20 protein-coding genes are annotated in these 18,682 nt (G+C 69.9%); 14 read left to right on the forward strand and 6 right to left on the reverse strand.

Annotated features, from left to right (window positions below):
* The first annotated feature begins 37 nt into the window (after nt 1-37).
* Entirely contained in the window at nt 38-985 is a 948-nt protein-coding gene (gene nudC, locus ABZ532_RS02705; protein ID WP_361278927.1) for an NAD(+) diphosphatase, read from the forward strand.
* 94 nt (nt 986-1,079) lie between these two features.
* Here the strand turns inward: nudC and ABZ532_RS02710 are convergent, their stop codons facing one another.
* Nucleotides 1,080-1,337, reverse strand: coding sequence for a mycoredoxin (locus tag ABZ532_RS02710; protein WP_361278929.1), 258 nt, complete (start codon nt 1,335-1,337; stop codon nt 1,080-1,082).
* A gap of 172 nt (nt 1,338-1,509) precedes the next feature.
* On the opposite strand from ABZ532_RS02710, the gene ABZ532_RS02715 reads away from it, so the two are divergent.
* The 5 genes from ABZ532_RS02715 (at nt 1,510) to ABZ532_RS02735 (ending at nt 5,385) form a co-directional block, all read left to right on the forward strand.
* Nucleotides 1,510-3,690, forward strand: a complete 2,181-nt coding sequence (locus ABZ532_RS02715; RefSeq protein ID WP_361278931.1) for an ATP-dependent DNA helicase UvrD2 — start codon at nt 1,510-1,512, stop codon at nt 3,688-3,690.
* A gap of 175 nt (nt 3,691-3,865) precedes the next feature.
* Nucleotides 3,866-4,195, forward strand: coding sequence for a hypothetical protein (locus tag ABZ532_RS02720; protein WP_361278933.1), 330 nt, complete (start codon nt 3,866-3,868; stop codon nt 4,193-4,195).
* A 170-nt stretch (nt 4,196-4,365) separates the two neighbouring features.
* Nucleotides 4,366-4,734, forward strand: coding sequence for a WhiB family transcriptional regulator (locus ABZ532_RS02725; RefSeq protein ID WP_361278935.1), 369 nt, complete (start codon nt 4,366-4,368; stop codon nt 4,732-4,734).
* Nucleotides 4,731-5,054, forward strand: coding sequence for a hypothetical protein (locus tag ABZ532_RS02730; RefSeq protein ID WP_361278937.1), 324 nt, complete (start codon nt 4,731-4,733; stop codon nt 5,052-5,054). The genes ABZ532_RS02725 and ABZ532_RS02730 overlap by 4 nt, the downstream gene beginning before the upstream one ends.
* A 133-nt stretch (nt 5,055-5,187) precedes the next feature.
* Nucleotides 5,188-5,385 (forward strand): hypothetical protein, encoded by a 198-nt coding sequence (locus ABZ532_RS02735; protein ID WP_361278939.1) that lies wholly within the window; start codon nt 5,188-5,190, stop codon nt 5,383-5,385.
* A gap of 27 nt (nt 5,386-5,412) precedes the next feature.
* Here the strand turns inward: ABZ532_RS02735 and ABZ532_RS02740 are convergent, their stop codons facing one another.
* Nucleotides 5,413-6,861: an AarF/ABC1/UbiB kinase family protein gene (locus ABZ532_RS02740; protein WP_361278941.1), complete on the reverse strand. Its 1,449-nt coding sequence runs from the start codon at nt 6,859-6,861 to the stop codon at nt 5,413-5,415.
* Nucleotides 6,862-6,903: 42 nt separating this feature from the next.
* Nucleotides 6,904-8,061 carry a ThiF family adenylyltransferase gene (locus ABZ532_RS02745; RefSeq protein WP_361278943.1) on the reverse strand — a complete coding sequence of 386 codons (1,158 nt, stop codon included), beginning with the start codon at nt 8,059-8,061 and terminating at the stop codon, nt 6,904-6,906.
* Nucleotides 8,062-8,314: 253 nt separating this feature from the next.
* On the opposite strand from ABZ532_RS02745, the gene ABZ532_RS02750 reads away from it, so the two are divergent.
* From ABZ532_RS02750 to ABZ532_RS02765, 4 genes are all read left to right on the forward strand, one after another.
* Nucleotides 8,315-8,944, forward strand: a complete 630-nt coding sequence (locus ABZ532_RS02750; protein WP_361278945.1) for a M48 family metallopeptidase — start codon at nt 8,315-8,317, stop codon at nt 8,942-8,944.
* A gap of 177 nt (nt 8,945-9,121) precedes the next feature.
* Complete coding sequence (locus ABZ532_RS02755; protein WP_361278947.1) at nt 9,122-10,690, forward strand: TerD family protein; 1,569 nt, start codon at nt 9,122-9,124, stop codon at nt 10,688-10,690.
* A gap of 13 nt (nt 10,691-10,703) precedes the next feature.
* On the forward strand, nt 10,704-11,384 hold the full coding sequence (locus tag ABZ532_RS02760) for an AIM24 family protein (protein ID WP_361278950.1): 681 nt from the start codon (nt 10,704-10,706) through the stop codon (nt 11,382-11,384).
* Nucleotides 11,385-11,403: 19 nt separating this feature from the next.
* Nucleotides 11,404-12,159, forward strand: coding sequence for an AIM24 family protein (locus ABZ532_RS02765; protein WP_361278952.1), 756 nt, complete (start codon nt 11,404-11,406; stop codon nt 12,157-12,159).
* Between the two features lie 85 nt (nt 12,160-12,244).
* Here the strand turns inward: ABZ532_RS02765 and ABZ532_RS02770 are convergent, their stop codons facing one another.
* A complete protein-coding gene (locus ABZ532_RS02770) occupies nt 12,245-12,796 on the reverse strand; it encodes an NUDIX hydrolase (RefSeq protein WP_361278954.1) in 552 nt (183 codons plus the stop codon).
* On the reverse strand, nt 12,793-14,262 hold the full coding sequence (locus ABZ532_RS02775) for a zinc-dependent metalloprotease (protein ID WP_361278957.1): 1,470 nt from the start codon (nt 14,260-14,262) through the stop codon (nt 12,793-12,795). Before ABZ532_RS02775 ends, ABZ532_RS02770 begins: the two co-directional genes overlap by 4 nt.
* A gap of 268 nt (nt 14,263-14,530) precedes the next feature.
* On the opposite strand from ABZ532_RS02775, the gene ABZ532_RS02780 reads away from it, so the two are divergent.
* The 4 genes from ABZ532_RS02780 to ABZ532_RS02795 all read left to right on the forward strand — a co-directional run bounded on the left by ABZ532_RS02780 (nt 14,531) and on the right by ABZ532_RS02795 (nt 17,864).
* Complete coding sequence (locus ABZ532_RS02780; RefSeq protein WP_361278959.1) at nt 14,531-15,667, forward strand: SDR family oxidoreductase; 1,137 nt, start codon at nt 14,531-14,533, stop codon at nt 15,665-15,667.
* Between the two features lie 79 nt (nt 15,668-15,746).
* On the forward strand, nt 15,747-16,205 hold the full coding sequence (locus ABZ532_RS02785; RefSeq protein WP_361278961.1) for a molybdenum cofactor biosynthesis protein MoaE: 459 nt from the start codon (nt 15,747-15,749) through the stop codon (nt 16,203-16,205).
* A 268-nt stretch (nt 16,206-16,473) separates the two neighbouring features.
* A complete protein-coding gene (locus tag ABZ532_RS02790) occupies nt 16,474-16,644 on the forward strand; it encodes a hypothetical protein (RefSeq protein WP_361278963.1) in 171 nt (56 codons plus the stop codon).
* 131 nt (nt 16,645-16,775) lie between these two features.
* Nucleotides 16,776-17,864, forward strand: coding sequence for a PDZ domain-containing protein (locus tag ABZ532_RS02795; RefSeq protein WP_361278965.1), 1,089 nt, complete (start codon nt 16,776-16,778; stop codon nt 17,862-17,864).
* Nucleotides 17,865-17,982: 118 nt separating this feature from the next.
* Here the strand turns inward: ABZ532_RS02795 and ABZ532_RS02800 are convergent, their stop codons facing one another.
* Nucleotides 17,983-18,579, reverse strand: a complete 597-nt coding sequence (locus tag ABZ532_RS02800; protein WP_361278967.1) for a PPA1309 family protein — start codon at nt 18,577-18,579, stop codon at nt 17,983-17,985.
* Nucleotides 18,580-18,682: the final 103 nt, after the last annotated feature.

An 18,682-nucleotide genomic window follows, 5' to 3' on the forward strand; every position in this document is an offset into this window, starting at 1 on the left:
GAACGACCCGAACGACCAGGGGGAGTGGAACGTACCCGTGAGCACCTTCCATCACGTTGTCGGCGGCCGGCCGATCGGGCTGACCGCGCCGAGCGGTATCGACCGCGCCGCCCATCACCGCCTGGACGAGGCCTGGCTGGCGGCGGCGTGGAGCCATCCCTCCACCCGGGTCTTCGTGGTCTCCGGCGGCCAGGTACTCGTCGACGACAGACCCGACGGCGGCACCGAGCTGGTGATGACCCCGGCCTTCGAAGCCCCCGTCACCGAGACCCACCGGTACTTCCTCGGCACCGACCAGGACGGAGTCAGCTACTTCGCCCTCCAGAAGGACGCCCTGCCCGGACGTATCGACCAGTCGGCGCGCCCCGCGGGACTGCGTGAGGCCGGACTTCTGCTCTCACCGCGCGACGCGGGCCTGATGGTGCACGCCGTCGCGCTGGAGAACTGGCAGCGCCTGCACCGTTTCTGCTCGCGCTGCGGGGAGCGCACGATCATCGCGGCAGCGGGGCATGTCCGCCGTTGCCCGGCCTGTGGTGCCGAGCACTACCCGCGCACCGACCCGGCCGTGATCATGCTGGTCACGGACGAGGAGGACCGTGCCCTGCTGGGGCGCCAGGTGCACTGGCCGGAGGGACGCTTCTCGACCCTGGCCGGGTTCGTCGAGCCGGGCGAGTCGATCGAGCAGGCGGTGGCGCGCGAGGTCCACGAGGAGGCCGGCGTCACGATCGGCGAGGTCGAGTACGTCGCCAGCCAGCCCTGGCCCTTCCCGTCGAGCCTGATGCTGGGCTTCATGGCCCGCGCCACCTCGTCGGAGATCAGGGTCGACGGCGAGGAAATCCATGAGGCCCGCTGGTTCTCCCGGGAGGAGCTGTGTGCCGCCTTCGAGTCGGGGGAGGTGCTGCCTCCGTACGGCATCTCGATCGCGTCCCACCTGGTCGAGATGTGGTACGGCAAGCCCCTGCCGAAGCCCGGAGCGGCCGGCTGAGGGGCACCGCACAGGGCACCCGGCGCACAAGAACGCCCCTCCGATCGCGATGTGCCGGAGGGGCGTGGTGCGCGGGCGCAGCCGCAGGACCGGCTCAGCTCGCGAGAGCCTGCTTGACCTGGGCCAGACTCGGGTTCGTCATGACGACGTTCTCCCCACCGCTCGGCGGGACCACAAGGACGGTGGGGACGGTCTGGTTGCCGCCGTTCGCCTTCTCCACGAACGCCGCCGACTCCGGGTCCTCCTCGATGTTGACCTCTACGTACGAGATGCCTTCCCGGTCGAGCTGGCTCTTCAGCCGACGGCAGTACCCGCACCAGGTCGTGCTGTACATCGTCAGAGATCCCTGCATGTCTTCTCCCGCTGCTCCAGGTCGTGGGCTGTCCGGCTACTCGAACGTACGGCATGCCGCCGCCATTCCCCGTCGCGTCCGTCACACGCCTCACACCCGATTCGTACGACCGGTCGGCTCCGCCTGTGGACAACGGTCCCGGTGATCTTCCCGGACCTGGCAGCATGGCGGCGTGACAGCAGCAACGCACTCCACACTCTTCCCTCAGGTCCCCGAGTCGGCGGACGCGGTGCTCGACGGGCTCGACCCCGAGCAGCGCGAGGTCGCGACCGCTCTGGCTGGTCCGGTGTGCGTGCTGGCCGGCGCCGGCACGGGCAAGACGCGGGCGATCACCCATCGCATCGCCTATGGGGTGCGGGCGGGGATACTCCAGCCGTCGAGTGTGCTGGCGGTCACCTTCACCAACCGCGCCGCGGGGGAGATGCGGGGCCGGCTGCGTCAGCTGGGGGCAGGGGGAGTGCAAGCCCGCACCTTCCACTCGGCCGCCCTGCGCCAGCTCCAGTACTTCTGGCCGAAAGTCGTCGGTGGGGAGCTGCCCCGGCTGCTCGAGCGCAAGGTCCAGCTCGTCGCCGAAGCGGCGGCGCGCTGCCGGATCAGGCTGGACCGCAATGAGCTCCGGGATGTGACCAGCGAGATCGAGTGGGCCAAGGTCACCCAGACGGTGCCCGCCGACTATCCGGCGGCCGTCGCCAAGTCGCTCAGGGACGCCCCTCGCGACCCGGCCGAGGTCGGCCAGATCTATGCGATGTACGAGCAGCTGAAGCGGGACCGCTCCGCCATCGACTTCGAGGACGTTCTGCTGCTGACGGTCGGGATTCTCCAGGACCGCCATGACATCGCCGACCAGGTCCGCCGCCAGTACCAGCACTTCGTGGTGGACGAGTACCAGGACGTGTCGCCGCTCCAGCAGCGGCTGCTGGACCTGTGGCTGGGCGACCGGGACAGCCTCTGTGTCGTCGGCGATGCCAGCCAGACGATCTACTCCTTCACCGGAGCCACCCCGGACCACCTGCTGAACTTCCGGACCCGCCACCCGCATGCCACGGTGGTCAAGCTGGTCCGCGACTACCGCTCGACCCCTCAGGTGGTGCACCTGGCCAACGGTCTGTTGCGGCAGGCCAGCGGACGTGCCGCCGAGCACCGCCTCGAGCTCGTCTCGCAGCGTGATCCGGGCCCCGAGCCCGCGTACGCCGAGTACGGGGACGAGCCCGCGGAGGCCGAGGGCACCGCCCGCCGGATCCGTGAACTGATCGCCACGGGAGTCCCCGCAGGTGAGATCGCCGTGCTGTTCCGGGTCAACGCCCAGTCAGAGGTCTATGAGCAGGCCCTCTCCGACGCCGGGGTGCCCTACCAGCTGCGGGGCGCCGAGCGGTTCTTCGAGCGGGCCGAGGTCAGGGAGGCCGGGGTCGCCCTGCGCGGGGCCGCCAGGGCAGGGGGGAACGATTCCCTGCTGGACGACGCCGAGGGCCTGGTCTCCCAGGTGCGGGCGGTGCTGTCCACCAAGGGCTGGACCACCGAGCCCCCGGCCGGCTCCGGCGCCGTTCGCGACCGCTGGGAGTCCCTGGCCGCGCTGGTCCGGCTGGCCGAGGACTTCGCCCGGGCGAAGCCGGAGGCGACCCTGTCCGATCTGGTCGCGGAGCTCGATGAGCGGGCCGCCGCCCAGCATGCCCCGACCGTGCAGGGCGTCACCCTGGCCTCGCTCCACTCGGCCAAGGGCCTGGAGTGGGACGCCGTGTTCCTGGTCGGTCTGACCGAGGGCATGATGCCCATCACCTACGCCAAGACCGACGAGCAGATCGAGGAAGAGCGCCGGCTGCTCTATGTGGGTGTCACCCGCGCACGGCTCCATCTGTCGCTCTCCTGGGCGCTGTCCCGGTCGCCCGGTGGCCGGGCCTCACGCCGTCCCACCCGCTTCCTCGCCGGGCTGCGCCCCGGCTCGTCGGCGCCCGGTGGCGGCGGCGCGGGCGGTGCGGGGGGCGTCGAGCGGGGCGGCGGCTCCGCCGCCCGGCGCAGGCGGCGCGGTCCGGCGCTGTGCCGGGTCTGCGGCAAGACGCTGACCGACGCCGGTGAGATGAAACTGATGCGCTGTGAGGAGTGTCCGTCTGACATGGACGAGGCGCTGTACGAGCGGCTGCGGGAGTGGCGCTCCGGGCAGGCCAGGGAGCTCGGCCAGCCCGCGTACTGCGTCTTCACGGACAAGACCCTGATGGCGATCGCCGAGGCGGTCCCCGGCAGCGAGGGCGAGCTGGCCGCGATCTCCGGTGTGGGCGGCCGGAAGCTGGAGCGTTTCGGAGCCGATGTCCTGACCCTCTGTGCAGGTCAGGAAGTTGAGGACGAGGGTGAAGAGGACTGATACAAACTCGTCGAGAAAATAGTTTGCGCCCGCCCTGGTCGTCCCCATAGGTTCTTAACCACGAGAGCAGCGCTTCTCTGAAGCCCTGTCCTCGTGCTGTACTTAGCTGTACTTATCCCATATACGCGCGATCGGCCCCGGCCGGTCCCAGAGACGCCGAGAGGAGGCGATTCCAGTGATCAGCATCAACGCCAGCTCCATCCGCACCACCGCCAAAATGACCGATCGCTCGGTCGTCTCCGTCTGCCCGCTCGGCCTCTCCGGCTCGGCGTTCATTGGCACCGGTCTGTCCGGCTTCGCAGCCGAACTTCCGGCCTCCCTGCGCGCGGCTCTGCCCGTCCGGGAGCGCAATGAGCGACCGACCAAGGCACTGGCAGCAGGAGTAGCAAAGACAGAGGTCAAGACCTATGCCTTTGCGGCCGCCAGTGCCGGAATGAAGCAGACGAAGCAGCACCACACGATGTGGGCCTTCCGTGGGCTCGAACCCTGGAGTGATCCAGCCTGATCCAGGATCAGGCCGGCGCCTTCAGGGCCGCGGAACCCCACCAGGGATCCGCGGCCCTTCTGTTTTCCCCGATGAGGAAACAGAGCGAAGGAGCCTCGGGACCAGCAAGACCCGGTACCAGCCGAAGCCCGGTCCACAGACCGGAACGAACAGACGAGGAAAACACCACCGTGCAACTCGAAGCGCACGCCCCGTCCGTACCGCCTTCCGAAACGATCCCCCCGCCCGGCCTCACGGAGGACCCCACCTTGACCCCCCTCACCGCGCTGACCGCGCTCGATGACGCCATCGAGAACCTCGGCGTACCCGTCCCCTGCCGTTCCTACGACCCGGAAGTCTTCTTCGCCGAGTCGCCGGCCGATGTCGAGTACGCCAAGTCGCTGTGCCGGACCTGCCCGCTTGTGGCGGCCTGCCTCGCAGGCGCCAAGGAGCGGCGTGAGCCGTGGGGCGTCTGGGGCGGCGAGCTCTTCGTCCAGGGCGTGGTCGTGGCCCGCAAGCGGCCCCGTGGCCGTCCGCGCAAGAACCCGGTTGCCGCATGAACACCGCCGGCACCATCGACCGTCCCCTCACGCACGATCCCCAGAAGCAGGCCCCGATGACCTCTTCCACCAGCGAGCCGTCCGGCTCCGTGACCCCAGTCTTCAGCTCCACCGGCGCGAACGTCTCGCGCCAGAACAGGACCCGTGAGATGCAACTCATCCCAGAAGCCCTGGCTCGTGCGCATATGCACGACCGCCTGCGGGAAGCCGAAGCGGAACGTCAGGCCCTGCGCCTGATCGCCGCCCGGCGGATGCAGCGCCGTGCCGAGCGCGTGTCACTGCGCGCCCGCCGCGCGCTGGCCATGGCCGTCATGCACTGACCCAGGGCCTCGTAGCCACCCGAGCATGAGCTTCCCCGCGGGGGCCGGTCCGACAGGGCCGGCCCCCGCGGTGCGTTGCACCCTCCGGTGCGTTGTCCCCGCCGTCCGGGCCGTCCGGGGTTATCGTCACGTGGTGGACCAGCACACTCATCACCCAGTCCAGCCGGGTGCCGAGAACGTCGTGTGTTCCCGGTGCGGCAAGGTCGCCGAGGGCACCCCGCCGACCTGGATCTGCTCCGTGGAGAACGGCCGTCGCCGCTACTTCTGCGAGGACTGCGCCCGGGCCAATATCAGAGCCATCGAGGGGCGGCTCGACTCATCGTGGTGGTGACGATGGTCGGTGCCGTCCCTGCCTGTCTCAGGCTCCCGCGACCAGCTCATCCCCGTCGGTCACCGTACTCAGCTCGCCGGCCCTGCCTCTGTCCTCGTCCTCGTCCTCGTGCCCGGCCATCAGCGCGTCATCCGGCAGGAAACCAGGCAGCCACTCCTCCAGTTCGTCTCGCAGCCGCACGGTCGCGTTCAGCTGGCACAGCACTCCGATGGTGCTCAGCGTCACCCGGTGGATCAGGAGATACGCGGGCGGGAGATTGAGCTGCTTGCCCAACTGGTGTGCGGGGGAACGTGGATCGGAGATCCGGGCCGCCTGGCTGCGCATCCAGGCGCGGGTGAAGGTGAACGTGTCGGACTCGGCCGGCTCGATGATCGGCAGCAGATACTCGAGGACGGCGTCGGGGTCCAGATCGATTGACTCCTTGACGAAGCCTTCCTCGCAGAGCAACTCGTAGACGGCGTCGGCCTCACCGTCGAGGGTCATCCGCAGCGACTCGCCTATGGTGGCGGGCAGCCCGCCCGGAAGCCGGTCGACCGTACCGAAGTCCAGCACTCCCAGTCGCCATGCGCCCGAGCCCTCGTCGTCATCGTCCCTATCATCCGCCGGGAGCAGCCGGAAGTTCCCCGGATGTGGATCCGCGTGCAGCAGCCCCGTGCGAGCCGGACCCGAGAACAGGAAGCGGGCAAGCAACTGGCCGGCACGGTCGCGTTGCTCCTGGGCGCCGTCGCTGATCACCTGGGCAAGCGGTATGCCACCGATCCATTCGGTGACCAGGACCTGGTCACCCTGGTGGACCACATCCGGGACCACCACATCCGGATCGCCGCTGAACTCCGCCGCGTGCTTCCGCTGTGCCCGGGCCTCCAGCCCGTAGTCCAGCTCCTCCGAGATCCGGTCCCGAAGCTCGGTGATCAGCGGCTTGATGTCCATCCCCGGAACCAGCGGACCCAGCAGTCGGGCGAACCTGCTCAGCTGGGTCAGATCCGAGAGCAGCGCCTCACCGGCCCCCGGGTACTGCACCTTCACCGCGACTTCGCGCCCGTCATGCCAGACGGCGCGATGGACCTGGCCGATCGATGCCGCGGCGGCCGGGCTCTCGTCGAACTCCCGGAACAGATCTCGCCAGTCCTCGCCGAGACGCTCTGCCAGCACCTGGTGGACCGTGCGTGCCGGCATAGGGGGAGCGGCGTCCTGGAGTTTGGTCAAGGCGGCCCGATAGGGGCCCGCGACCTCCTCGGGCAGCGCGGACTCGAAGACGGACAGCGCCTGCCCGACCTTCATGGCGCCGCCCTTGAGCTCGCCCAGCACCTTGAACAACTGCTCCGCCGTGCGCTGTTGCAGCTCTCTGGCCACGATCTCCGCGGACTTGCCGCCGAGCCGCTTGCCCAGCCCCCATGTCGCGCGACCGGCGATGCCCAGGGGCAGAGCGGCCAACTTGGCGGTGCGGGTGACCGCCTTCCGGGGAAGATCAGACATTGCGCCCCTCCAGATCCCAGACTGCCGTGCCGCGTGCGGTGGTTACCCGGTCATTGTGTCGTGCGGTTCCCCGGCCCCCGGCGCGCGCTCCCCCACAGTGTGCCCAACCGCGCCGCACGAGCAGTCCGGATGGCCTCTGAACCACTCCGACCGCCACTCCAAGAGAGGCAGCGACACCTCCCAGCGAGCACCGGTGCTCGCTGGGAGATCTCCGTCGAGGAACGCCAGCGCATGTGCCGTGGCGAGCCCAGCCACCGCGGTGGCGAGCGCGAGATCGCAAGGTCCGGCCAGAGACGCGTCACGTCCCGAACGCCACTGCGCAAGCATCCGCGGCCACGCGGGATCACGGTCGGTCCTCGCCCCCTGCATGCATCCCGCGCAGGCGCTGCCACCCGGTAGCACCAGTGGTCCCACGACCCCAGTGGCCTCCAGCACCCCCGCGTAGAGATGCGGGGTGCCGGTGCCGAGCCACTGTTCGGCGACGGCGGGATCCGGGGCGTACACAGCGAGACCGTCCCGCGGCGCGACGACCACCAAGGAGAGAGGTGGCTCGTCCCGTGGCTGGTCGGCGGGTGGCGGACGATGCACCCCGCGCGGCAGCCTCACCGGGGCGCACTGCCGCACCAGTCGGCCCGCCGCGGCGTCCCGGCGCTCACCGACCGCATCGGCTGCCAGCCCGGCGGGTGTCACATCCCAGGGCGCCGTGTGTCCCGAGTCCAGGACATCCACCCGGCCCACACCGGAGGCGGACAGCACGGCAGCGATCGCCGCCCCGACCCGTCCGGCGCCGCGCACCTGGACACGCGTGGCGCCCCGGGCGGCCAACCGGGCCATCGCCGCACCCGGTTCCGGATGGACGACGGAGAGCGAGGCGAGATCGGGGCGCAGCCGCTCCAGCGCGGCACCTGCCCGCTCGCGCAAGGCGTCGGCCTCCGGTCCGCCCCCTGTCGTGTCATCGACCAGACCCGCTGTGGCCAACCGTGCCAGAAGGGCGTCCACCTGACTCTCGGGAAGCCCCATCGCCTTGGCCTCGTCCCGCAGCCTGGGCAGCCCGCGCGTGCCGTCGAGCAGCGAGATCAGACTCCCGGTCGCCGTGTCCACCGGTCCGACGATCACCGCATGTGCGGACGTGGCACCGAACTGCACATACCGCAGATCCCGCCAGGCGCGCCGAAGTCCCCGCTTCACCATCGGATGCACAACTCCCCCGTCCTCTCCGGCAAACGGACCGCAATGTAGGACCGCGTCCATCCGCCGTCCACCCGCCCGGCTTTCCGGACGAGTCCTTCGGGCATCAGAATGCAGGTGCCCGGCGGCGGGTGCGGAAAGTTATCCACAGGCAGTGCGTATTAATCGTTCAAATCGTGCGCGCCATCGAAGCCCGCCGAATGGATCAAGGTCCATGCGACCCGCGGGCGGGACTTACCGGACGCGCAGCGGGTAACGTCGGGGCGTGTCCGCCGACCCACCGCACAGCGCCGAAAGCCGGCAGCGCAGTGTGCCCCGATATGCGTCCCGGTCCACCGTGACGAGCGCTGTCGAGGTCCGCAGGAGCGCCCGGCGCAGGAGAACGGTCTCCGCCTACCGCGAAGGCGACCGGACGATCGTGCTCATCCCCGCCCGGATGTCGGAGGCGGAGGAGCAGCGCTGGGTGACGGTCATGCTCGACAAGCTCGCCGCCCAGGAAAGCAAGCGGACCCTCGGCGACGCGGAGCTCGTGGAGCGGGCCCGGCGGCTGTCCGCACAGTACTTCGGCGGGCGGGCCGGACCCGCGTCCGTCCGCTGGGTGACCAACCAGAACACCCGCTGGGGCTCCTGCACTCCCGCGGAAGGCAGCATCCGGCTGTCCCACCGGCTCCAGGGCATGCCCGAGTACGTCGTCGACTACGTACTCGTCCATGAGCTGGCGCACCTGCTCGTGCCTGGCCACGGACCTCGTTTCTGGAAGCTCCTCGAGGCCTATCCGCGTACCGAGCGGGCCCGCGGCTACCTCGAGGGCGTAGCGGCTGCGGGCCGGCTTCCGAGCTCGCCCGCCGATCCCGATGACCCGGTCGAACCGGACGGTCAACTCACTGACGGCTGACAACTGACGACTGACCGTCGACCGCTGTTGTCTGGCGCCGGATCACCAGCAGGGTTCCATGCGCGAGCCTCACCGATCCTGTACCGAATGTGTCCCGGCTCGGCTCAATGTCGTCCGTACCGGTTAGCCTGGCGCGGCATAGACACAAGTCGTCGGGATGGGGGACGGTCGTTACGCATGGCAAGGGAATTCCAACGGGGCCACAAGGCCAAGATCAGTGATCTGACTCCGGGGACGGATCTGTACGTGGGAGTGCAGATCGCGGCGCCCGGACTGACCTTCGACATCAGCTGCTTCGGTCTCGATGCCCATGAGCAGCTCTCGGACGACCGGTATTTCATCTTCTTCAACCAGCCCAAGTCGCCCGAGGAGTCCATTCAGCTGCTCGGCGCGCAAGCCGGTGACACCGAGTCGTTCCGGGTCACGCTGGACCGTATTCCGGCGAACATCCACAAGCTGTCGTTCACCGCGACGGTCGACGGTGCCGGGCAGATGTCGCAGATCGGCCCTGGACACATCCGGATCGTGGCGGGCGGCGAGGAGGTCGTCAGATACGCCTTCACGGGCTCGGAGTTCTCCTCCGAACGCGCTCTGATGCTCGGTGACTTCTACCTGAAGGACGTCTGGCGGTTCGCCGCCGTGGGCCAGGGTTTCGACGGTGGACTGGACGCGCTGCTGAAGAACTTCGGCGGCGAGGTGGCCGAGGAGGAGGCCGCCGCGCAGCAGCCGCAGCAGGCGCCCGGCTTCGCCCCGCCCGCGCAGACTGCCCCGCCCGCGCAGGCGCCGTCCTTCGGCGTTCCCGCAGCGCCGCAGGCCCCTGTGGCCCCGCAGCCCGCGCCCGTGTTCGGCGCGCCCCAGACGCAGGCCACGGCCCCCGCGCCTGCCCAGCCGCAGATCCACTCGGCACCTACGATCGCCGCACCCATGACCCCGCCGACGGGCACGGTCCCCCCTCAGGTCCAGCCGCCTCCGTACGGCCAGCAGCCTCAGCACCAGCCGCCGCAGCCGCCGTTCGGCCAGCAGCCCGCCCCGTTCGGCCAGCCCGGCGTGCCTCAGGGTGCCCCGCAAGGCGCACCCCAGGGTGGTGCGGGTCTCCAGGCGGCCCTCCAGCCCTACAAGGAACTGCCCACAGGCCAGCGCTGGACCCCGCAGAACCAGCAGCTCATGCGGGTCGACCTGGCGATGGGCGGCGCACCCGTGCTCGCCCGGCAGGGCAGCATGGTGATGTACCAGGGCAAGATCGACTTCAGCTACAAGGGCGCCGGATTCGCCGGGCGGATCGTCGGCAACGCGACCGGCCAGGAGATGCAGCTCATGCGCTGCACCGGCCGGGGCCAGGTCTTCTTCGCCGAGGAGGGTGCGCATCTGCACCCGATCGAGCTGCAGGGCGACGGAATCTGCGTCTCCGCCGAGAACGTCCTCGCCTTCGACGAGTCGCTCCAGCACGAGGTGCGCCGTATCGAGGGCCACGGCATCCCGGGCGGGGCCTTGTTCACCATGATGTTCCAGGGCACCGGCACGGTCGTCGTGAAGACCCGCGGCATCCCGGTGGTACTCCCGGTCACCCCGACCACCTTCGCCGACTCCAATGCCGTCGTGGCCTGGTCGGCAGCCTCCCAGGTGATCCTGTCCAGCCAGGTCAGGCTGCGCCGCAACGCCTACCCGGGCCACAGCGGAGAGACCGTGAACCTCCAGTTCCGGGGCGCACCCGGCAACTTCATCGTCGTCCAGCCCTACGAGGTCTGAGGGAGCGCGGAGAATGAACCAGCAACTCGCGGGCTACGCCCCGACCCCCGTGGTGGCCAGGATGGAGAACCACGGCCGCACGATGCTCAAGGTCGCCATGGCCTCGGGCCAGGACCTGTTCGCCCGCGCCGGCTCGATGGTCGCGTACGAGGGCTTCATCCAGTACGAGCCCAACCCGCCCGCTGTCCGCCAGGTCGCCTCACAATGGGTGACCGGCGAGGGGGCGCCCATCATGAAGTGCTCCGGCGACGGACTGCTCTATCTGGCCGACTACGGCGCCGATGTCATCGTCATCAACCTCAACAACGACTCGCTCTCGGTCAACGGCACCAACCTTCTCGCCTTCGACGCACACCTTCAGTGGGGTGTCGAACGCGTCAAGGGCCTCGCCAAGTTCGCCGGGCAGGGCCTGTGGAACGTCACGGTGGCCGGCACCGGCTGGGTCGCCCTGACCTCGCGCGGCACGCCCATCGTGGTGGACTGCGGGCGCGGGGACGACGAGACCTACGTGGACCCGGACGCCCTCGTCGCCTGGTCGCCGAACCTGAAGGTGAAGGGCAAGCGCAGTTTCAAGGCCTCGTCCCTGATCGGCCGGGGCAGCGGCGAGGCGTATCAGATGGCCTTCTCGGGCCAGGGCATCGTCGTCGTACAGCCGAGTGAGGACAGCACCGACCGCCTGCGGGTCCGGGGCTGAGGGGGAGCGAGAACACACCATGCAGAGCCCGCTTTTCAGCTACGCCGAACAGCAGTCCCAGGAACGGTACGCCGTCCAGAACCCGCAGCTCCTGCGGGTGGCGCTCACCGGGCACGACGACGTCCTCGCCCGCAAGGGCGCCATGGTCGCCTACCAGGGGCTCATCGACTTCGACGGCGAGTACCAGTCCGGAGGGCAGCGGCGCGCCCGTGCCCGTACAGGCGAGGGCCTTGACCTGATGCGCTGTTCCGGCCAGGGCACGGTCTACTTCGCCAACCTCGCCCAGTACATCCATGTCGTGGACGTCGACCAGGAGGGCATGACCGTCGACAGCGCCTATGTGCTGGCGCTCGACTCCGGTCTGCACACCGAGGTCATCGCCGTGGACAGCCAGTACGGGATCTCCGGCTCCGGGAAGTACCAGCTCAACATCTCCGGGCGGGGCAAGGTCGCCCTCATGACCTCGGGGCAGCCGCTGATGATGCAGGTCACCCCGGACAAGTACGTCAACGCGGACGCGGACGCGATCGTCGCCTGGTCGTCGTCGCTGCGGGTCCAGATGCAGGCTCAGACCCATTCGACGGGTGTCTGGCGGCGCCGGGGCAACACGGGTGAGGGCTGGGAGCTCAGCTTCCTCGGCCAGGGTTTCGCCCTCGTGCAGCCAAGTGAGCTGCTGCCGCCGCAGAACGCCCAGATCGGGCAGGGAGTGCGCGCGCAGTACGGCATGGGCCAGCAGGGGTCCCACGCTCAGAACCAGGGCAACGTCTGGAGCTGAGCGGGCAGCCGGCGGGGCCTCGCGGAGGGGCGGGCAGCAGCCTTGGGAGGAGTCCCGGGGCCCGCTCGCCCCTTCCGGGCGGTGTCTACAGCCTGGCCCTGGTGTGCTCCAGCAGCCGTACGACCGACCCGTCGGCGACCCCCGCCACCACGTCGTACCCGAACCAGCGCAGATCCAGCGACTCGTCGCTGATCGCCGCTACGGCGTCCGGCCGCGCCACGGCCGCGTACTGCACGTCGAAGTGCCAGTGACAGGGCGCGGGAATCGGATGCCGGTCCAGCCGCACCGGGCCGCCGGACATCAGCTCAAGACCGGGAATACCCGACTCCTCGGTCGCCTCACGCAGTGCGGCTTCCTCAAGCGTGGCGTCGCCCGGCTCGCAGTGGCCCCCCATCTGGAGCCACATGCCCAGCTTCTTGTGCAGGGTCAGCAGCACCCGGCCACGGTGCGGGTCGACCACCAGCGCACTGGCCGTCAGGTGCCCCGCCCCGCATGCCTTCCACATCCCGTCCGGGTGTGCCGCCAGATGGTCGAGGTACTCCTGGCACAGGGACTCCTGACCGGTGCCCCGCTCGGCGCTGTCCCCGCTGTGCGCGTAGTCCTTCAGTACGCGTACGGCGTCGTCGTACAGGCTCACTTGTCGGTGTCGTCCTTACCGCTGTCGCTGTCGCTGTCGCTGTCGCCGTTGCCTTCGCCGCCTTCGCGGCGGCCCTGTGCGGCCTCGCCGAGCATCCTGTCCCACTCGGAGAAGTCGAGCTGCTCATGGTGGACGAAGCCGTCGGGGTCGTCGAGGTCGGAAGCCGTCGGCAGCATGTCCGGGTGCTCCCACAGACCATCGCGCCCGTCCAGGCCGCGTGCGTCGGTCAGCGACGCCCACAGCCGCGAGGCGTCCCGCAGCCGCCGCGGCCTCAGCTCGAGACCGATGAGCGTCGCGAAGGTCTGCTCGGCCGGACCGCCGGAGGCGCGCCGCCGTCGCAGGGTCTCGCGCAGGGCGTCCGCCGAGGTCAGCCGGTTCTTGGCGGCGTCGTGCACCACGGCGTCCACCCAGCCTTCGACCAGTGCCAGCGCCGTCTCCAGCCGGGCAAGGGCCGCCTTCTGCTCCGGGGTGTCCTCGGGCTGGAACATCCCCTGCTGGAGCGCCTCCTGCAACTGCTCAGGATGCGTCGGGTCGAACTGCCCGACCACGTCCTCCAGCTTCGTCGTGTCGACCTTGATGCCCCGCGCATAGCCCTCGACCGCGCCGAACAGATGGGAGCGCAGCCACGGCACGTGGGCGAAAAGCCGCTGGTGAGCGGCCTCGCGCAAGGCCAGATACAGCCGGATCTCGTCCTTGGAGACCCCCAGATCCCTGCCGAACGCTTCCACGTTCAGCGGGAGCAGCGCGGCCTTGCCCGCAGGACCGAGCGGAAGCCCGATGTCCGTCGAACCGACGACCTCTCCCGCCAGCACGCCGATGGCCTGCCCGATCTGCTGGCCGAACATGGCGCCGCCCATGGAGCGCATCATGCCGATCAGGGGACCCGCCATCGCCTGCATCTCATCGGGGAGCACATCGCCCATGGCCGTACCGACGCGCTCGGCCACCGGGTCGACGAGCTGCTGCCACGCGGGCAGCGTCGCCTCGACCCACTCCGCGCGGCTCCACGCCACGGCGCTCGTGGCACCGGACGGCAGCGATGTCGATCCGTCGAGCCACAGGTCGGCGAGCCGCATGGCCTCCTCGACCGCCGAACGCTCGGCCGGGCCCACACTCGCGTCCTTGGTGCCGTCCTGAGTGCCCTGGGAGACCGTCTGGCGGGCGATCTGCTTGGCCATGTCCCAGTTCACCGGGCCGCCCTCGTAGCTCAGCATCTGGCCGAGCTGCTGGAAGGCCGCGCCGAGGTCGTTGGGGTTCAGCGAGCCGAACATCGCGGCGAACGGATTGTCCGCTCCGCCAGGCCCTCCGGCACCTGCTCCCGGGAAACCGAACCCGAAGGGGTTGGCCGGGCCGCCCTGGCCGCCACCGGAATCCTGCCCACCTCCAGCGGGGTCCTTCTTCTTGCCCTCGTCGCCGTTCTCCGGCTCCTCCGGCGGAAGGCCGAATCCGAATGGAGAGTCACTCACGGGTTTCCTCGGCTCGTAGGGCCGCCGGCTCCTGCCGGCGGCGGCTGCCCGACAACACCACCAGCCTAAGCGTGGCCCGGCTGGCCGCGGTGGCGTCATCGGCCGACTGCTCTCGTAAGACCATGGCGGTTCCGGACCTGACCGTGGCTGATCCGGACCGGACGAGGGCTGGGTGCTCCGCCGACCCGCGGCCTGCGGCAGGATGGACGCCACCTGGTGCGTGCACGGCTTTCGCGTACGTACTGAAGACAACCGCTGGAGACGCCTGGTGAGTTCCCCAGATCCGCAGGTTCGTGCAGCAGATCCGCAGGTTCGCGCAGCGCGAAACCCCCTCAGCCCCGCCGCGGGGCGCGGCCCCGTGGTCGCGGTGACCGGCGCCGCTTCGGGTATCGGCGACCTGCTGGCGAGGCGCCTCGTGGCGTCCGACGAGATCAAACAGGTCATCGCCATCGACGAGCGGCGCGGTGAGATCCCGGAGGCCCACTGGCACATCCTCGACGTCCGGGACCCGGCGATCGCCGAGAAGCTGCGCGGCGCCGACGTCGTCGTGCACCTGGCGCTCGATCTGGATCTGGAGACGGACCCCGCGGCCCGTTCCGCGTACAACGTGCGCGGTACGCAGACCGTGCTCACCGCCGCCGCTGCCGCGGGTGTCCACCGGGTCGTCCTGTGCACGTCGGCGATGGTCTACGGGGCTCTGCCCGACAACGACGTCCCGCTGTCCGAGGACGCCGAGCTGCGAGCGACGGCCGAGGCCACCGGGGTCGGCGATCTGCTGGAGATCGAGCGCCTGGGCCGCCGTGCTCCGCGTGCCCACCCCGGACTGAACGTCACGGTGCTCAGGCCCGCGGTGCTGGTGGGCGGCACGGACACGGCCCTCACCCGCTACTTCGAGTCACCGCGTCTGCTCGTCGTCGCCGGATCCCGGCCGACCTGGCAGTTCTGCCATGTCGAGGACCTGGTGAGCGCTCTGGAGTACGCGGCACTGGAGAAGGTCGACGGCGAGTTCGCGGTCGGCTGCGACGGCTGGCTCGAGCAGGAGGAGGTCGAGGAGCTCAGCGGCATCCGCCGGATGGAGCTGCCGTCCGCGGTCGCGCTGGGCGCGGCTGCCCGGCTGCACCGGATCGGTCTCACCCCGTCCCCCGCGGGCGACCTCGCCTACACGATGCACCCCTGGGTGGTCAGCGTGGGCAGGCTGCACGACGCCGGATGGCGGCCCGAGTGGACCAACGAGGAGGTGCTCGCCGCGCTGCTGCAAGAGGTCGAGGGCCGGCACACCGTCGCGGGTCGCCGTCTGGGTCGCAAGGATGCGACGACGGCGGCGGCGGGTGCGGCGGGTGCGACCGTCGCGCTGCTTGGTACGGCCGCCCTGGTACGGCGCGCACGTAAGCGGCGCGGACTGTAGGAGGCTCCAAGAGCCGCCGTCCGCGCCCGGGCCAAAGCGCCTGTTCCGGGGTGTCGGGGCGGTGCGGCACGATGGAGTCATGGCACACATGAGCGATCACCCCGGCGAGCAGGCGGCAGCGGATCCGATCAGGCTGCTGGAGATCCGCGAGTCCCCGCTCTCCGTGGACGAGGTCTTCCGTGCGGTCGGCGACGCCGCGGCAGGCGGCACCGCGCTCTTCGTGGGCACCGTGCGCAATCACGACGGCGGCGCCGATGTCGACGCGCTGGGTTATTCGTGCCATCCCACGGCCGAGGTGGAGATGCGGCGTATCGCCGAGAAGGTCGTCGCCGAGTATCCGGTCCGGGCCCTGGCCGCCGTCCACCGGGTGGGTGATCTTGAGGTCGGTGACCTCGCCGTCGTGGTCGCCGTCTCGTGCCCGCACCGCGGCGAGGCGTTCGAAGCCTGCCGGAAGCTGATCGACGACCTGAAGCGCGAGGTCCCCATCTGGAAGCACCAGAGCTTCTCGGACGGGTCAGAAGAATGGGTGGGCGCGTAGCGCCCCCGTCCGAGGGGTTGCCGGTGGGCGCGTAGCGCCCTTGGGCGGGTGCTAGTGGGTTATATGCACTCTTAGGTACCTCTTTAGGGCGCGTGCAGGTGTGCTCCACGGGTACCCGTGGAAGGACTGGCGGCAACCCGGTCGGCGGGCAGGGAAACCGGTTTGCGTAACTGTCACCCTGCCACCAGCGTTGAACAGACGGATGGTTAATCTGCTGATCGGCTAGCTGTAGCAGTGGTTGTTCCAGCCCAAGGGTCGGGAGGTAGGGATGGCGGCACTTGCCTGGTTGCTGATTCCGCTCTTCGCCGCCGTCGGTGCGGCGATCTGGGGAAGCTGGGCCTCGCGCAGCCGAGCTACCGGGGACATCGCCGAGCTGGACGGCTATGCGCGGTTCCGGAACGCGATGGAGAAGTCCCATTCCGGTTCGGACGCTGCCTGATGTTCCCGCGCTGACGTCGCTCTGAGGCTTTGGCCGGCGCGTGCCCTCGCTGGGGGCGCGTGCCGGCTTCTCGCGCCCGTACGGACTGGCCCGGCGAGTGCACTGGCGGACCAGTCCCGTACTGTCGTTCCATGCCACGCCGCACAGCGACGATGCTCGCCTCCACCCTCGTCCTGATCGTGCTGCTCTGTGTCGGTGTGTACCTGGCACCGCCCTACGCCGAGATGACGCCCGGGCCGACGGTGAACACGCTGGGCGAGGCAGGTGGCGAGCCGGTGCTGCGGATCTCCGGGCGCAAGAGCTACCCCACCTCCGGGAACCTCAACATGACGACGGTCAGGGTCACCGGCGCGGCATACCGGATGAACCTCGCCGAAGTCATCTACGGCTGGCTGGCCCATGACAACGTGGTGGTGCCGCACGACACGCTCTACCCGGACGGCAAGACCGAGGAGCAGTCCAACCAGGAGAACGCCGAGGAGTTCAGCCAGTCCCAGGAGAGCGCCAAGGTCGCGGCACTGAAGCAGCTGGGTGTTCCGGTGAGCACCCGGGTGGTGGTCTCATCGATCCGCAAGGGAAGCCCGGCTGAGGGCACCCTGCACGCGGGGGATGTGATCAAGGCCGTGGACGGTGCGGCGGTCAAGGCACCGGACGAGGTGGCCAAAGCAGTCACCAAGCACCGCCCCGGGCAGAAGACCGTCTTCACGATCGTGCCCGCGAAGGAAGCGGCGGCTGCGGAGAAGGCGGGCAAGGAGCCGTCGGCCACCCAGGACGTGCAGGTGAACACGGTGAAGTCCGATGAAGGCGACCGGGCAGTCATCGGTATCACCGCGGGTACCGACCACACCTTCCCCTTCACCATCGACATCAAGCTCGCCGACGTGGGCGGCCCCAGCGCGGGGCTGATGTTCTCCCTCGGCATTGTCGACAAGCTCACCCCGGAGGACCTGACCGGCGGCAAGTTCGTCGCGGGCACCGGCACGATCGACGAGAAGGGGACGGTCGGCCCGATCGGCGGGATCGAGATGAAGCTGGTCGGGGCACGGGACGCGGGCGCCGAGTACTTCCTGACGCCCGAAGCCAACTGCGCCGCCGCCGCTTCCGACATCCCGGCCGGGCTCACCCTGGTCAAGGTCAAGGCCATCGGCGACGCCGTGAAGTCCCTGGAGAAGATCCGCAGCGGGGACACCAAGGGCCTGCCGAGCTGCTCGAAGGGCTGACCGCCCGTACGCGGCGACCCTCCACCGGGCCCAGGAAGCCGGCGGGTTCGGCAGTGCAGCGGGTGCGCCCACGCGGAGCGCACCCCCGGCGATCATCCCCGCCGTCCCCGTTGCGCTGCTATGACTCGAATGTCGCCGACAGGGCCTCGGCCAGCCCCGGCACCAGGTCCGCGCCGGTGACGACCTCCCTCGGCGAGTCCTTCTCGCGCAGCCGCAGCGCCGACTCCCGCGCGCCGTCGCGGAGCACCGCCACGGTCATCCGTACCTCCTGGCGGTCCGGATGCGCCGCCACCCAGGCGGTCAGGCCGGCCTCGTCGAGGCCCTTCGGTACGGACGCCTCAGCCGACGGCGGCAGCATCAGCCGCTCCACCGTCAGGGCGCAGCCCACGACGGCGTCGGGCCAGGCGATCGTCCCGAGGAACTCGTCCAGCGGGGTGCCGGGCGGGATCTCGTCCTGCTCGACCGGGGTGAGCGCACCGGACGTCTCGCCTTCGGTCAGCCCGAGCTGGTCGGCGAGACCCGGTTCCTGGGTGCGCAGTTTGGCGGTGTCGACCAGGGCGAACAGCCGCGCGGGCTGGTCCCAGCCGAGGCCGGACGCGTACTCGTCGATCTCGAGCACCGCCCGGGTCAGGGGGTTCCCGGCCAGCGGGGTGGCCGCCCGGGACGGCTGATCGTCAGGAGATGAGGGGGACGATGAAGAGGAAACGTTGGACATGCCAATATCCTGCCTCCTCCGCCCCCGCCGTCGGGAACTAGGTAAAGCGTCAGTAAGTTCCATGAGTGGGCTCTACGATCGCCAGGGCCCGAGGCACATCCGC

The organism is Streptomyces sp. NPDC019396 (genome assembly GCF_040632375.1).
Classification (GTDB): Bacteria; Actinomycetota; Actinomycetes; order Streptomycetales; family Streptomycetaceae; genus Streptomyces.

Coding starts and splice junctions, on each gene's coding strand:
- ABZ532_RS02790 (WP_361278963.1), top strand. CDS start 16,474: ATGGCGGCACTTGCCTGGTTGCTGATTCCGCTCTTCGCCGCCGTCGGT.
- ABZ532_RS02755 (WP_361278947.1), top strand. CDS start 9,122: ATGGCAAGGGAATTCCAACGGGGCCACAAGGCCAAGATCAGTGATCTG.
- ABZ532_RS02740 (WP_361278941.1), bottom strand. CDS start 6,861: ATGTCTGATCTTCCCCGGAAGGCGGTCACCCGCACCGCCAAGTTGGCC.
- ABZ532_RS02800 (WP_361278967.1), bottom strand. CDS start 18,579: ATGTCCAACGTTTCCTCTTCATCGTCCCCCTCATCTCCTGACGATCAG.
- ABZ532_RS02765 (WP_361278952.1), top strand. CDS start 11,404: ATGCAGAGCCCGCTTTTCAGCTACGCCGAACAGCAGTCCCAGGAACGG.
- ABZ532_RS02795 (WP_361278965.1), top strand. CDS start 16,776: ATGCCACGCCGCACAGCGACGATGCTCGCCTCCACCCTCGTCCTGATC.
- ABZ532_RS02730 (WP_361278937.1), top strand. CDS start 4,731: ATGAACACCGCCGGCACCATCGACCGTCCCCTCACGCACGATCCCCAG.
- ABZ532_RS02710 (WP_361278929.1), bottom strand. CDS start 1,337: ATGCAGGGATCTCTGACGATGTACAGCACGACCTGGTGCGGGTACTGC.
- ABZ532_RS02785 (WP_361278961.1), top strand. CDS start 15,747: ATGGCACACATGAGCGATCACCCCGGCGAGCAGGCGGCAGCGGATCCG.
- ABZ532_RS02760 (WP_361278950.1), top strand. CDS start 10,704: ATGAACCAGCAACTCGCGGGCTACGCCCCGACCCCCGTGGTGGCCAGG.